This window comes from Nocardiopsis baichengensis YIM 90130 (assembly GCF_000341205.1).
Taxonomy (GTDB): Bacteria; Actinomycetota; Actinomycetes; order Streptosporangiales; family Streptosporangiaceae; genus Nocardiopsis_A; species Nocardiopsis_A halophila.
In genome coordinates, this window is sequence record NZ_ANAS01000031.1 from 1 (window position 1) to 13,563 (window position 13,563).

Sequence of the window (13,563 nt, forward strand, 5' to 3'; positions counted from 1 at the left end):
AGGATAACCCCTGGTCAGAGAGACTCTACGCAACCAAGGACAGCTCACGAGAGCCCCACGCACGTGGGGATGGGCCGGAGGTCACGGATGCCCGGAGGATCACCCGCATGCGAGCCCCAGGCCCGTGGGGCTGGACCGCGTCGACACTGCGCCGCCGCGGTCACCGCAGGGTGAGCGCCCGGTAGAGGGCGACGACGGTGGAGGCGCCCACGATCTCGCCGCGGTCGATCATCGCTATCGCATCGTCCAGAGCGAACCAGGCAACGCGCTGGGCTTCGTTGATGTCGGGGGCGGTGTCGGTATGCACGGGTTCCCGGCCGAGGTAGATGATCTGGGGCTGGTCGACCGACCCGATGGCGGGCTGGAACGTCACCAGGTGCTCCATGCCGCGGGGGAGCCACCCGGTCTCCTCCTCGACCTCCCGGGCGGCCGCGGCGGCGATGTCCTCGGCGTGGTCGACGTAGCCGCCGGGCAGCTCCCACACCCACCGGTCCACGATGAACCGGTGCCGCCACATCAGCAGGACCTGGCTGCGCTCGTTCATGACCAGGGTCATCGCAGCGGGCGGGAGCTTGGCGACGTACTGGGTGAACTTCACGCCGTCGGGGAGTTCGACGTCGACCGTCGTGAGGCGGATGTGGCGATTCTCGTCGACGAGCTTCTCGCCGTGGATGGTCCATCGGGTGTCAGTCACAGCGACACCCTAGGAGGCGCGGCCCGGCCCGGCCGCACGACGAAGGCCCCCGCACGGGCGGGGGCCTGGTGTCCTGGGGGCCTCAACTGCCTCTCGGGCGGGAGGATTCGTTTCCATGGTTCCGGCTTGTCCCAGCGTAAGCCCCACGCCCGTGGGGATGGACCGCGCTGGGAATCCCGGCGCGTGCATCCTGACCTGCGAGCCCCACGCCCGTGAGGATGGATCACTGGATGGGACGCGCACCGCTCTCCCCGGCCGGGCGGTCACTGGGGGTGGGGGTGCCTGCGCCGGTGCGCAGTAGGTGCGGCGTGTAGGCCGGGTTCACGGGGCCGCCTCCTCCCGTGCGGTTCGGGCGGCCAGCAGTGCCTCCAGCTCGGCCGGGGTGTCCACCGGCGGTGGGGCGGGTGCTCCCGGCGCGCGGGGCTGGGCCCAGACCCAGCGGATGCGCCAGGTGGGCATGACCTCGTCCGCGCCGATCACCCACGCGTGCCCGTGCTTCTCGCGGAGTCGGTCGAGGTGGTCGTGGACGGCCAAGGCGGCCTCCAGCTCGCCGACGGTGCGTCCGACGACCTCCTGGGTGTGCCCGGGGGCCTCGGGGTGGGAGCGTCGGGCGCGCTTCCAGACCGCGCCGCCGGAGGGGCTGCGCAACTGCCCGAGGCGCCACTCGCTCACTGGGGGCCTGCCTGCAGGGGCACGGGCCGCCCGTACCGGGGGCCTGGGGCGGCCATCTGCGCGCGGAGCCCGTCGGCGGTCTCGGCCATGAGGGTGGGCGTCAGATCGGTGCGCTCGGGCGGGGGGGGGGTTGGCCATCCACATTCCCGGGGTCCCGTCGGGGCGCTCCGCCCGCCACACCCGCCAGCGGGGGAAGTCGCGCCGCAGCCTCTCGTCTTCATCCGAGGAGAGGGCGGGGGCAGTCTGCTTCATGTCGTCAGCTTCCGTAGAGCTGGGGGCCGCGCCCCGGGGCCCGTGCAGGCCGCCGGGGCCTTTGCACGCCATGATCCGGACCAGGCCACGGACACCGCACCGACACTGCGAGACATCTACCGACATCTAGCGGCCAAGCCTCTGACGCAAGAAGTCCGAAAGTGCCACGATGGGCCCATGCCGGTGAACGAAAGACTGCGCCGAGCGTTCCACCGGTCCGGCCTCGACATCGGAGGGCTCGCCGAAGCGTCGGGCGTCTCCACCAAATCGGTGGAGCGGTGGATCGCCGGATCGACCCCCCACCCGCGCACCCGCTACCGGGTCGCCGCGATCCTGCAGGAGGACGAGTCCTACCTGTGGCCCGGCGCCGTTGACGGCGCCTCCCTGGCCGGGGCCGAGCTGGTCGCCACCTACCCCCGCCGCTCGGACGTGCCGCGCCATCTGTGGACCGAGCTGCTGCGCGCCGCCGAGCGCGACGTGTGCCTGCTCGCCTACGCTGGCCTGTGGCTGACCGAGGAGCACGCCGACTGGATGCCGACCTTGGCGGCCAAGGCCCGGGCGGGGGCGCGGGTGCGGCTGCTGCTGGGCGCCCCCGATGGGGCGCAGCTCGCAGCGCGCGACTCCGAGTATCAGATCGGGGGAGGGGTGGCCGGGCGGGCGGCGGCGGTGACGGCCTACTACCAGCAGCAGATGCCGCCGGAGGTGGAGATCCGCCTGCACGACACCCCGCTGTACAACAGCATCTACCGGTTCGACGACGAGCTGCTGGTCAACGCGCACGTGTACGGCATCCTCGCCGCGCACACCCCGGTGATGCACTTCCGCAGGATGGACGGCGCGTACTTCCATACCTACGTGGAGAGCTACGAGCGGGTGTGGGCCTCGGCCCGCCCGCTGGCCGGGAGGGAGCAGACGTGAGCAAGGCGACCAGGCGCGTCGACCACTGGCAGGACCCCCAGGCCCCGAAGCCGACGTCGCGCAAGACCTCGGCGTCGGCGTTCGTGCAGGACGAGGCCGGGCGGGTGCTGCTGCTCAAGCGAGTGGACAACGAGTTGTGGACCATCCCCACCGGTGCGGTGAAAAAGGGCGAGTCCGTGGGGCAGGCCGCCGTGCGCGAGTGCCGGGAGGAGACCGGGCTCGACATCGAGATCGTGGGCCTGGTCGGGGTGTTCTCCACGCCGGATCACGTGATCGCCTATTGGCACGGCGACCGACTCGACGAGGTGCGCCAGCCCATCAACATTTGCGTACGCGGCCGTGTGGTCGGCGGTCAGGTCACCCCCGAGCCGGAGGAGGCGATGGAGGTGCGGTGGGTGGCCCCGGGGGAGATCGAGGGCTACCTGGTGGCGCCGGCGCTGCGGTTGCGCATCGAACACGGGCTGTTGGGCGGGGAGCCTTACATCGCGTGAGGCGACCGCGGACACGACGAAGGCCCCCGCGGGGCGGGGCCTGGTGTCCTGGGGGCCTCAACCACCTCTCGGGCGGGAGGATCCGTTTCCACGGTTCCGGCTTGTCCCGGCACGAGCCTCACGCGCGCGGGGACGGGCCCGCCTCTCCGGGGCGGTGTTCGCGCTGTGAAAGGAGTGGGAAATCCCCCTGTTGCGCGGGTGCCGCCGGATCCGGTCGTCGTGGTGTCGAGTACGGTGGCGTCTGACGGGAAATATCCGAAACGGGATTGCATCGAATCGGATAGGTAACGGTATTCGGCGTTCTGCCCGGTACGTCCGCGGTCGGGCGCTAGACTCGTCGCGGTCGGCGGACGACGGTCCGTCACCACCCGATGCACGTTCCGTAAGGACACGGGCCGCGTCCGGGAGGTCTCACTGTGCGAGGCCCCGCGGAGGCGGCCGGCGGTCAGGGAGGGTGGAGGATGAGCGGCTATGTCGCGCGCGTGCGCCGCGGCGACCTGCCCGGGCGCGGGAGCGCGTACGAGGCGCTGGCCGAGTCGGCCGCGCTGCGCTGGGCCGCGGTCGACCCCCTGCTGCCCGCGCCGCCGCGTCCGCGCCGCGCCGGGGACACCCTGCTGACCGTCAGCGACGAGGCGGGCCGCACCGTGGCCGCCGGCACCATGCGCTACTCCTGGTACCAGCCGGGCGAGGTGGGCCGCACCTGGGGGATGCCCGACCAGCACTGGCTCACCCCGGTGGTCGGCGGCCCCGAGCCCGAGCGGGCCCTGGACTCGCTGCTGACCAGCTGGAAGGAGCAGCTGGAGGCCCAGCCCGGCGGGACCGGAGGGGAGTCCTCGGCCCTGCTGACCTGGCCCTCCCGCGACGTGTGCGGCATCGCCCCGCTGCAGCGGCACGGCCTGCAGCCCTACAGCGTGCTCTCGGTCCGCCCGCGCGGGCGCGGGGTGCCGCCGTCGCTGCCGCCGCGCGACGTGGCGATACGGATGGCCGACCGGCAGGACCTGACCCCGGCGGTGGCGCTGCTGATGGAGCAGCACCGCTACGAGGAGCGCTTCGGCGGAGTGTTCGTGCAGCCGGAGACGCCCGAGCAGACCCGCGGTGTGCTGACGGCGGCGCTGAACCGCCGCCCCTCCTGGATCTGGGTGGCCGAGCGCCGGGGCCGGCTGGTGGGCCTGGTGTGGGCCACGCCCCCGCAGCGGGCGCGGTGGACCGGCCCGCTGGTGGCGGCGGCCTCGGCGGCGCACATCGGCTACGGCATCGTCACCGAGGGGGAGCGCGGCCGGGGCATCGGCACGGCGCTGGTGGAGCAGGCGCACCAGGCCCTGGACAGCAGCGGGGCCGAGGTGGCGCTGCTGGACCACTCCCTGATGAACCCGCTGTCCACCCCCTTCTGGGCCCGGGTGGGCTACCGCCCGCTGTGGACCACCTGGGAGGCGCGTCCGGCCGTGGCCATGCGCTGATTCCGCCCCGGCGGGCCCCGCGCAGGCGGCGTGCGGATCGGCCCGGTGGCCGGCGCCACCCCGCTGACGGGCGCGGATGCGCCCCGCCGGGACGCGACCGTGCCGTCGGGCGGGTCGGGGCCTGTTATCCTGGTGGCCCGTGGAGTCCGAGGCCCGGAGCGGAAGACCGCCGGGACCGCGAGGGCGCCGCACGGTCGCCCGTCCTCGTTCGGGCGCTCCGCAGCCATTCGACCACGGGAGCAACACTTGGCATCCGCCGCGAGCACTAAACACCTCTTCGTCACCGGCGGCGTCGCCTCAAGCCTCGGCAAGGGCCTGACCGCGTCCAGTCTCGGCCGGCTGCTGAAGTCGCGCGGTCTGCGGGTCACCATGCAGAAGCTGGACCCCTACCTCAACGTCGACCCCGGGACGATGAACCCCTTCCAGCACGGAGAGGTGTTCGTCACCGACGACGGGGCGGAGACCGACCTCGACATCGGCCATTACGAGCGCTTCCTCGACACCGAGCTGTCGGGGACGGCCAACGTCACCACCGGCCAGATCTACTCCAGCGTGATCGCCAAGGAGCGCCAGGGCGCCTACCTGGGCGACACCGTCCAGGTGATCCCGCACATCACCAACGAGATCAAGGCGCGCATCTACGCGATGGAGTCCGCCGGCGTCGACGTGGTGATCACCGAGATCGGCGGCACCGTCGGCGACATCGAGTCGCTGCCGTTCCTGGAGGCGGTGCGCCAGATCCGCCACGAGATCGGCCGGGACAACTGCTTCTTCCTGCACGTGTCCCTGGTGCCCTACCTGGCGCCCTCCGGTGAGCTCAAGACCAAGCCCACCCAGCACTCGGTGGCGGCGCTGCGCAACATCGGCATCCAGCCCGACGGGCTGGTGTGCCGGTCGGACCGCCCCATCCCCGACGCCATGAAGTCCAAGATCAGCCTCATGTGCGACGTGGACGAGGGCGGCGTGATCTCCTGCCCCGACGCCCCCTCCATCTACGACATCCCCAAGGTCGTGCACCGCGAGGGCCTGGACGCCTACGTGGTCCGCCGCCTGGGCCTGGCCTTCCGGGACGTGGACTGGAGCGAGTGGGACGACCTGCTGGGCCGGGTGCACAACCCCGCCAACGAGGTCACCATCGCCCTGGTCGGCAAGTACATCGACCTGCCCGACGCCTACCTGTCGGTCACCGAGGCGCTGCGCGCCGGCGGCTTCGGCGAGGACACCCGGGTCAACATCCGCTGGGTGGCCAGCGACGACTGCCAGACCCCCGAGGGCGCCCGCCGGGAGCTGGAGGGCGTGGACGGGGTCCTGGTGCCGGGCGGCTTCGGCGTGCGCGGCATCGAGGGCAAGCTGGGCGCGATCCGCCACGCCCGGGAGAACCGCATTCCGCTGCTGGGCATCTGCCTGGGCCTGCAGTGCATGGTGGTCGAGTACGCGCGCACCGTCGCCGGGATCGAGGGCGCCAACAGCGCCGAGTTCGACGACAAGGCCGGCGAGCAGGTCATCGCGACCATGGCCGACCAGGCCGACGTGATCTCCGGCGAGCGCGACATGGGCGGCACCATGCGGCTGGGCCTGTACCCGGCCGACCTGGCCGAGGGGTCGCTGGTGCGCCAGGTGTACGGCAAGGCGCGGGTCTCCGAGCGCCACCGGCACCGCTTCGAGGTCAACAACGCCTACCGGGGCCGGCTGGAGGAGGCCGGCCTGGTCTTCTCGGGCCTGTCGCCCGACGGCCGCCTGGTGGAGTACGCCGAGCTGCCGCAGGAGGAGCACCCCTTCTTCGTGGCCACCCAGGCCCACCCGGAGCTGCGCTCCCGGCCGACCCGCCCGCACCCGCTGTTCTCCGGCCTGGTGGCGGCCGCCCTCAAGCGCTCGGCCGAGGCGCGCGCCTGATGGCCGCCTCCTGGGGCGACAAGCTCGCCGACCTGCCCGAGGACCGCGCGACCGTGGCGCGCGAGGTGCCCTTCCGGGGCGCCAAGACGCGGGTGCACGTGGACCGGCTGGTGCTGCCCGGCGCCGACGGCCCCGAGGAGGTCGCCCGCGAGTACCTGGTGCACCCGGGTGCGGCGGCGGCGCTGGCCCTGGACGAGGCCGGCCGGGTGCTGCTGGTGCACCAGTACCGGCACGCGGTGGGCGAGCGGCTGTGGGAGCTGCCGGCGGGGGTGCGCGACGAGGAGGGCGAGGCCCCGGTCCGCACCGCCGCGCGCGAGCTGGAGGAGGAGGCCGGGCACCGCGCCGAGCGCTGGTTCGAGCTGGCCGACTTCTACCCCTCGCCGGGCTTCTCCACCGAGCGCATCCAGGTGTTCCTGGGGCGCGGCGTGAGCCCGGTCCCCGCGGCCGAGCAGACGTTCCAGCGGGTGCACGAGGAGGCCGACCTGCGGCCCGAGTGGGTGCCGCTGGAGGAGGCGGTGCGCGCGGTGGCCGAGGGCCGGGTGCGCAACGGCGCCTCGGTGGTGGGCCTGCTGGCGGCGGCCGCCGCCGAGCGCGACGGGTTCGCCTCGCTGCGCCCGGCGCTGTAGCCGGAGCCGCCCCGGGCGGCGCGTCGACGACGCACGACGCCGGTGCCGCGGCCCCGTACGGGGCCGCGGCACCGGCGTTCGCGTGCCCTTCGGGCCTGAGGCGCGTCCCTATGGCATCATCTGTCCCGGAAACGCGGGGAGCCGGGTGATGACGACGAGCGCCGAGCACGGGACCAGGGCGGACCGGAGTGAAGCCGCCGCTGCGGTGGGCACCTATCTCGACCACCTGGCCGTCGAGCGCGGGCTGGCGGCCAACACCCTCGCCTCCTACAGGCGCGACCTGCGACGGTACGTGCTCCACCTGGATGCGCGGGGCCTGGGGTCGCTGGCCGAGGTGGGGGCCGAGGACGTGTCGGCGTTCCTGCGCGCGCTGCGCGAGGGGGACGAGGACCATCCCCCGCTCGGCGGGAATTCGGCGGGCCGGGCCGTGGTGGCGGTCCGGGGCCTGCACCGCTTCGCTTTCCGGGAGGGGCTGGCCCCCGCCGACCCCGCCGCGGAGGTGAGCCCTCCCCGACCCATGCGGCGGCTGCCCAAGGCGGTCCCGCTGGAGGACATCGAGGCCCTGCTGGCGGCGGCCGGGGGAGAGGGCGACCCGCGCGCGCTGCGCGACCGCGCCCTGCTCGAACTGCTCTACGGCACGGGCGCCCGCATCTCCGAGGCGGTCGGGCTGGACGTGGACGACGTGACCGGTCCGGCCCCGCCCGGTGTCGAGGACGGCGGGGTCGTGCGCTTCCGGGGTAAGGGCGGCAAGGAGCGCATGGTGCCGGTGGGCCGGTTCGCCCGGGAGGCGGTCCAGGCCTACCTGGTGCGGGGCCGGCCCGCGCTGGCCGCATCGGGCCGGGGCGCCTCGGCCCTGTTCCTCAACGCGCGCGGCGGGCGGCTGACCCGGCAGGGCGCCTGGGCGGTGCTCCGGGCGGCCGCCGAGCGCGCGGGGCTGCGCGACGTCTCCCCGCACACCCTGCGGCACTCCTTCGCCACCCACCTCATCGATGGGGGCGCGGACGTGCGCGTGGTGCAGGAGCTGCTGGGGCACGCCTCGGTCAGCACCACTCAGGTGTACACGCTCGTGACCGTCGACCGGCTGCGCGAAGTGTACGCGGCCGGGCATCCCAGGGCCCGCCGCTGACGGGATTCCGTGTCCGACAAGTGCGGCACACGGGGGTCCTGGGCGCGTAGAGTGTCGCGTTGAATCACCCCGTGCGGACGTTCTAGAGTCGCCGCACGACGGTAGGCCGCTGTCGACATGGCGAGTTGTTTCCGACGGCCGGCCGCGAGGCGGGCCCACCGGGCCCGGGCAGCCGGTCCGTAGGGAGGTCAAAGGGTTGTGAGCTGGTCGCGATACGACGATGCGGAGGCGGGAGCCCCCATCGACGACGAGATGCAGGGCGCGGCGGCGAGCAGCCCGTGGGGGGAACCGCGCAGCACGGGGGACGAACTGCAGACCAAGAGAGCGAAGCCGAGCTTTCCGGATCCGGAGCCGCTGGACCGCCACGGTCCGGCCCGGATCGTGGCACTGTGCAACCAGAAGGGCGGGGTCGGCAAGACCACGACCACCATCAACCTCGGGGCGGCGATCGCCGAGTTCGGGCGGCGGGTGCTGCTCGTCGACTTCGACCCGCAGGGCGCGCTGTCGGTCGGCCTGGGCCGACTGGACCCGCGCGAGCTGGACCTGACCGTCTACAACCTGCTGATGCAGCGCGACGTCACGGTCGAGGACGTGCTGCTCAAGACGGACGTGGACGGGCTGGACCTGATCCCGAGCAACATCGACCTGTCGGCCGCCGAGGTGCAGCTGGTCGGCGAGGTCGCCCGTGAGCAGATGCTGGCGCGTGCGCTGAGACCGGTGATGGACGACTACGACGTCGTGCTCATCGACTGCCAGCCGTCGCTGGGCCTGCTCACCGTCAACGCGCTCACCGCCGCCGACGGCGTGGTGGTGCCGCTGGAGTGCGAGTTCTTCGCGCTGCGCGGTGTGGCGCTGCTGATGGACACCATCGAGAAGGTGCAGGAGCGCCTGAACGAGGACCTGGTCATCGACGGGTTCCTGGGCACCATGTACGACCCGCGCACGCTGCACGCGCGCGAGGTGCTCTCCACCATCGTGGAGGGCTTCGGGGACAAGGTGTACGGCACGGTGATCAACCGGACCGTCCGCTTCCCCGACGCCACGGTGGCCGGGGAGCCGATCACCCGCTTCGACACCTCGTCGGCGGGTGCGTCCGCCTATCGTGATCTCGCGAAGGAGGTGCTGGCCCGGTGGGCAAACAGCGATCACGCCGTGTGACGCTGCCCGGTGCGGACGAACTGTTCTTCCGGTCGTCCGAGCCGCCCGCCCCAGAGCCTGCACCCGACCGCGCGGGGGGACCCCCCGCACCGGCGACGGGGGCCGACGAAACGGTCTCCGGGGGTTCTGCGCGGCATTCGTCGACTCCGCAGAGTAGCGACCCGGTGGCGGATAGTGTCGACGCGGGTCCTGTCGGCGTGGGCGGCGCCGGTGCCGGGAGCGCCGAGACGGATGGAGCGGACCGGGACGGCGGCGGGCAGGCGGCCGCCGAGGCCGCGGGCGCGCCCGCGGCGCCGAAGAAGGCGCCCCGGCCCAGCGGGCGGCAGCGCCACGACGAGAAGATCACCGTGTACATCTCGGCGCCGGAGCTGCTCGCGCTGGAGCAGGCCCGGCTGACGCTGCGGGCCGAGCACGGCCTGGCCGCCGACCGCGGGCGCATCGTGCGCGAGGCCGTGGCGGTGCTGCTCGCCGACTTCGACGAGAACGGCGGCGAGAGCGTGCTCGTGCGGCGGCTGACCGGCTGAGACGGGACGGGCACCGCCGCGGCGGTGCCACTCTAGAGGGATGACCGAAGAGCGCACCGAGGAGGAGGCCGCCGGCGACGGCGGCTTCCTGGTGCACCTGGACAACTTCGAGGGGCCGTTCGACCTCCTCCTCGGGCTGATCTCCAAGCACAAGCTGGACATCACCGAGGTCGCCCTGTCCAAGGTCACCGACGAGTTCATCGCCTACATCAGGGCGCACGAGGACTCCTTCGACCTGGACCAGGCGAGCCACTTCCTGCTGGTGGCGGCCACGCTGCTGGACCTGAAGGCGGCGCGGCTGCTGCCCCGGGGGGATGTGGAGGACGAAGAGGACCTGGCGCTCCTGGAGGCGCGGGACCTGCTGTTCGCCCGGCTGCTGCAGTACCGGGCCTACAAGCAGGTCGCCGCGCTGCTCGAAGAGCGCTTCTCCGCCCAGGGGCGCCGGTTCGCGCGCGCGGTGGCGCTGGAGCCGCGCTTCGCCGAGGCGCGGCCGGACGTCATGCTCAAGCTGGGCCCGCAGGAGTTCGCCGCGCTGGCGGCCCGGGTGTTCACCCCGAAGGAGCCGCCGAGCGTCCCGGTGACCCACATCCACCAGCCCAAGACCTCGGTGCGCGAGCAGGGGGCCCAGGTGGTGGAGGCGCTGCGCGCGGCCGGGGAACTGACGTTCGCCGAGCTGACGGCCGAGTGCGAGGGTACCTTCGAGGTGGTCGCCCGCTTCCTTGCGCTGCTGGAGCTGTACCGGGCGGCCAATGTGGGCTTCGACCAGCCCGAGCCGCTGGGCGAGCTGCTGGTGCGCTGGACCGGTGACACCGTCGGCGAGGTGGACGTGAGCGACGAGTACGAGGACGCCGCCCCCGGGGACGGGGCGGACGGCGGAGGGGAGCGCGGGTGACCGCGGGACAGGACACCGCTGAGGCGGCCGGGGCACAGGCGGCCGAGGAGGGAACGGCCGGGGCACGGGCGCGGGAGGCCGACCCGCTGCTGCGGCGCGACCTCGAGGCGGTGCTCATGGTGGTGGACCAGCCGGTGCCCGCCTTCGACCTGGCGCGCGGGCTCGGTCGGACGCTGGACGATGTGGCCGGCGCCCTTGAGGAGCTCTCCCGGGAGTACACCGACCAGGGACGCGGGTTCGACCTGCGTCAAGTCGCCGAGGGATGGCGGATCTACACCCGTCCGGAATGCGCAGAGGTCGTCGAGCGGTTCTTGAAGGAGGGCCAGGAGGTCCGGCTGACGCAGGCGGCGCTGGAGACGCTCGCGGTGGTCGCCTACCGGCAGCCGGTCTCCCGGGGAAGGGTCTCCGCGGTCCGCGGTGTGAACTGCGACGGGGTTATGCGTACCCTCGTACTGCGAGGGCTCATCGAGGAAGCGGGCCAGGACCCCGAGTCCGGGGCGCACCTGTACCGCACGACCAGTTACTTCCTCGAACGTCTGGGCCTGCTGAGCCTCGACGATCTTCCGGATCTGGCCCCGTTCCTGCCTGACGACATCGAAGGTATTGACGAAACCGGTGAACACACCACGTAAGAACGACAGGTCCCGCGGTGGCCGGGACTCCTCCGGAGCGCGCGGTGAGCGCGGCCGGGCACCGCGCGGTGAGCGCGGCGACGACAAGTACGAACGTTCCCAGCGCCGCGAAGGCCGGCGCACTGAGCACCGGTCCGAGCCCCGGTCCGGGCGTGAGGGTCGCGGTGGCGACCGGCGCGACGACCGGGGCGCCGAGAGGCGTGAGGGCCGCCGCCCTGAAGGCCGTGAAGGCCGTGAGGGCCGCCGCTTCGACGAGCGGTCCGAACGGTCTCAGCGGTCTGAGCGCTCTGAGCGCTCCGGGCGCGGAGGACGTCCTGGAACGGGCCGGGCGGACCGGCGCGAGGGCGGACGCGGGGCCTACGGCGGCTCCGACCGCGGTGGGCCCGAGCGCAAGGAGCGCTCCGGCCGCCCGGAGCGTGCGGGCCGTCCTGAGCGTTCGGGTCGCCAGGACTCGGCGCGCCAGGAGCGCGGCGGCCGCCAGGACCGATCGGGCCGCCCCGGCCGTCCTGAGCGTTCCGGGCGCCCCGAAGGCGGGGGCCGCCCCGAGCGCGGAGGACGCCCCGAACGTGCCGGACGCTCCGACCGCACGGACCGCGGCGACCGCACCGGGCGCCCGGGAGGAAAGGGAGGCCCCGCGCGCGGCGACGGCGGCCGTGCGCCGCAGAAGCCCCGCTCGTCGGGGGGCTCAGAGCGTGATCTCTCCCACCAGGCCCGTGCCCGTCTGAAGGCGCTCCGCTCCGAGTTCGACCCGGCCGACGAGGACCGCGTCCCCGACGAGGAGCGCGACTCCTACGAGGGCGTGCCCGGCGGCATCCGGCTGCAGAAGGCCCTGGCCCAGGCCGGGGTGGCCAGCCGCAGGGCCAGCGAGGAGCTGATCGCCGAGGGCAGGGTCAGCGTCGACGGCCAGGTGGTGCGCCGATTCGGGGCCCGCGTGGACCCCGAGTCCTCGGAGATCCGCGTCGACGGCATGCTCGTCAACACCGCGCCCGACCGGCTGTACTTCGCCCTGAACAAGCCGCGGGGCGTGGTCAGCACCATGTGGGACCCCGAGGGGCGTCCGACGCTGTCCGACTACGCCGGGCAGACCGAGGAGCGCCTGTTCCACGTGGGGCGGCTGGACACCGAGACCGAGGGCCTGATCCTGCTCACCAACGACGGCGAGCTGGCCAACCGGCTCACCCACCCCCGCTACAAGGTCGTCAAGACCTACGTGGCGAAGGTGCCGGGCCCGGTGCCGCGCGAGGTCGTGCGCGCCGTCCGCAAGGGCGTGGAGCTGGAGGACGGGCCCGTGCAGGTGGACTCCTTCCGGGTGGTGGAGAACCACGAGCCCAAGGCGCTGGTGGAGATCCGCCTGCACGAGGGGCGCAAGCACATCGTGCGGCGCCTGATGGAGGCGGTCGACTCCCCGGTGAGCGATCTGGCCCGCACCCAGGTGGGGCCGGTCGGACTGGGCACCCTCAAGACGGGCACCATGCGCGCCCTGACCGCGCGCGAGGTGAGCGAGCTGTACACGGCCGCGGGCATGTGACCCCCGCCCGTCCGTAGCCGCGGACCCGGGAGCGCCGCGGGGTGGACTCCACCCCGCGGCGCTCGCATGTCGCACGCCTCAACGCCGGGGAACTCGGGATCTCCCGCTCACCTGGTGGGACGTCGGTTACCCGCAGGGGCGCCCGATGGTGCACAGTTGGGTCGGGCAGACGCGGTTCCGGGGCCGAGGGGCCCAGGCGCCGCCTGAGGAGCAGGAGAGGGACGAGGCCACAGTGGCAGTGCGAGCGATCCGTGGTGCGGTTCAGGTCGACGCCGACGAGCGGGAGCTCGTCATCGAGGCGACCGCCGAGCTGGTGTCGGAGGTGATGCGCCGCAACGGCCTGTCGCCCGGCGACGTGATCAGCGTGCTCTTCACCGCCACCACCGACCTCACCTCCGAGTTCCCCGCGCTGGCCGCGCGCAAGGTGGGCTTCTCCGACGTGCCCCTGATGTGCGCGAGCGAGATCGCCGTCCCGCACGGCATGCCGCGGGTGGTCCGGCTCATGGCGCACGTGGAGACCGGCCGCCCCCGCTCCGAGCTGCACCACGTCTACCTGCGCGGCGCCCAGGCCCTGCGCCTGGACATCGCCCAGTGACCCGCGCCCGCGCGGCCGCCGCGGCCCCGGGCGCGCGCCGCCCGGTAGGCTGAGTGTGCGGCCCTGACCTGCGGGCCCACCGAACGACGGAGGGGAAGCGCACAC

Annotated in this window: 14 protein-coding genes; 12 read left to right on the forward strand and 2 right to left on the reverse strand. The window is 73.4% G+C overall.

Annotated features, from left to right (window positions below):
* Positions 1–160: 160 nt before the first annotated feature.
* Positions 161–694: an NUDIX domain-containing protein gene (locus C892_RS0121735; protein ID WP_017558905.1), complete on the reverse strand. Its 534-nt coding sequence runs from the start codon at positions 692–694 to the stop codon at positions 161–163.
* A gap of 321 nt (positions 695–1,015) precedes the next feature.
* A complete protein-coding gene (locus tag C892_RS0121740) occupies positions 1,016–1,366 on the reverse strand; it encodes a hypothetical protein (RefSeq protein WP_152513447.1) in 351 nt (116 codons plus the stop codon).
* 429 nt (positions 1,367–1,795) lie between these two features.
* Here C892_RS0121740 and C892_RS0121745 point away from each other — a divergent pair, with 429 nt between their 5' ends.
* The 12 genes from C892_RS0121745 to aroH all read left to right on the forward strand — a co-directional run bounded on the left by C892_RS0121745 (position 1,796) and on the right by aroH (position 13,458).
* Positions 1,796–2,536, forward strand: coding sequence for a helix-turn-helix domain-containing protein (locus tag C892_RS0121745; protein ID WP_017558907.1), 741 nt, complete (start codon positions 1,796–1,798; stop codon positions 2,534–2,536).
* A complete protein-coding gene (locus C892_RS0121750) occupies positions 2,533–3,027 on the forward strand; it encodes an NUDIX domain-containing protein (protein WP_026124547.1) in 495 nt (164 codons plus the stop codon). Before C892_RS0121745 ends, C892_RS0121750 begins: the two co-directional genes overlap by 4 nt.
* A 461-nt stretch (positions 3,028–3,488) precedes the next feature.
* Complete coding sequence (locus C892_RS0121755; RefSeq protein ID WP_017540526.1) at positions 3,489–4,484, forward strand: GNAT family N-acetyltransferase; 996 nt, start codon at positions 3,489–3,491, stop codon at positions 4,482–4,484.
* Between the two features lie 246 nt (positions 4,485–4,730).
* Positions 4,731–6,377, forward strand: coding sequence for a CTP synthase (locus C892_RS0121760; protein ID WP_017558909.1), 1,647 nt, complete (start codon positions 4,731–4,733; stop codon positions 6,375–6,377).
* Entirely contained in the window at positions 6,377–7,003 is a 627-nt protein-coding gene (locus tag C892_RS0121765) for an NUDIX domain-containing protein (RefSeq protein WP_017540528.1), read from the forward strand. Before C892_RS0121760 ends, C892_RS0121765 begins: the two co-directional genes overlap by 1 nt.
* Before the next feature lie 148 nt (positions 7,004–7,151).
* Complete coding sequence (locus tag C892_RS0121770) at positions 7,152–8,129, forward strand: site-specific tyrosine recombinase XerD (protein WP_017540529.1); 978 nt, start codon at positions 7,152–7,154, stop codon at positions 8,127–8,129.
* Positions 8,130–8,327: 198 nt separating this feature from the next.
* Positions 8,328–9,287, forward strand: a complete 960-nt coding sequence (locus C892_RS0121775; protein WP_017540530.1) for a ParA family protein — start codon at positions 8,328–8,330, stop codon at positions 9,285–9,287.
* Positions 9,284–9,811 (forward strand): hypothetical protein, encoded by a 528-nt coding sequence (locus C892_RS0121780; RefSeq protein WP_040685545.1) that lies wholly within the window; start codon positions 9,284–9,286, stop codon positions 9,809–9,811. Before C892_RS0121775 ends, C892_RS0121780 begins: the two co-directional genes overlap by 4 nt.
* Positions 9,812–9,851: 40 nt before the next feature.
* Positions 9,852–10,703, forward strand: coding sequence for a segregation and condensation protein A (locus C892_RS0121785; protein ID WP_017558911.1), 852 nt, complete (start codon positions 9,852–9,854; stop codon positions 10,701–10,703).
* Positions 10,700–11,335 carry an SMC-Scp complex subunit ScpB gene (gene scpB, locus C892_RS0121790; RefSeq protein WP_017558912.1) on the forward strand — a complete coding sequence of 212 codons (636 nt, stop codon included), beginning with the start codon at positions 10,700–10,702 and terminating at the stop codon, positions 11,333–11,335. The genes C892_RS0121785 and scpB overlap by 4 nt, the downstream gene beginning before the upstream one ends.
* Positions 11,336–12,134: 799 nt before the next feature.
* Positions 12,135–12,863, forward strand: a complete 729-nt coding sequence (locus C892_RS32760; RefSeq protein ID WP_017540535.1) for a pseudouridine synthase — start codon at positions 12,135–12,137, stop codon at positions 12,861–12,863.
* Between the two features lie 232 nt (positions 12,864–13,095).
* Positions 13,096–13,458 carry a chorismate mutase gene (gene aroH, locus C892_RS0121805; protein ID WP_026124549.1) on the forward strand — a complete coding sequence of 121 codons (363 nt, stop codon included), beginning with the start codon at positions 13,096–13,098 and terminating at the stop codon, positions 13,456–13,458.
* The last annotated feature ends 105 nt before the right edge of the window (positions 13,459–13,563 follow it).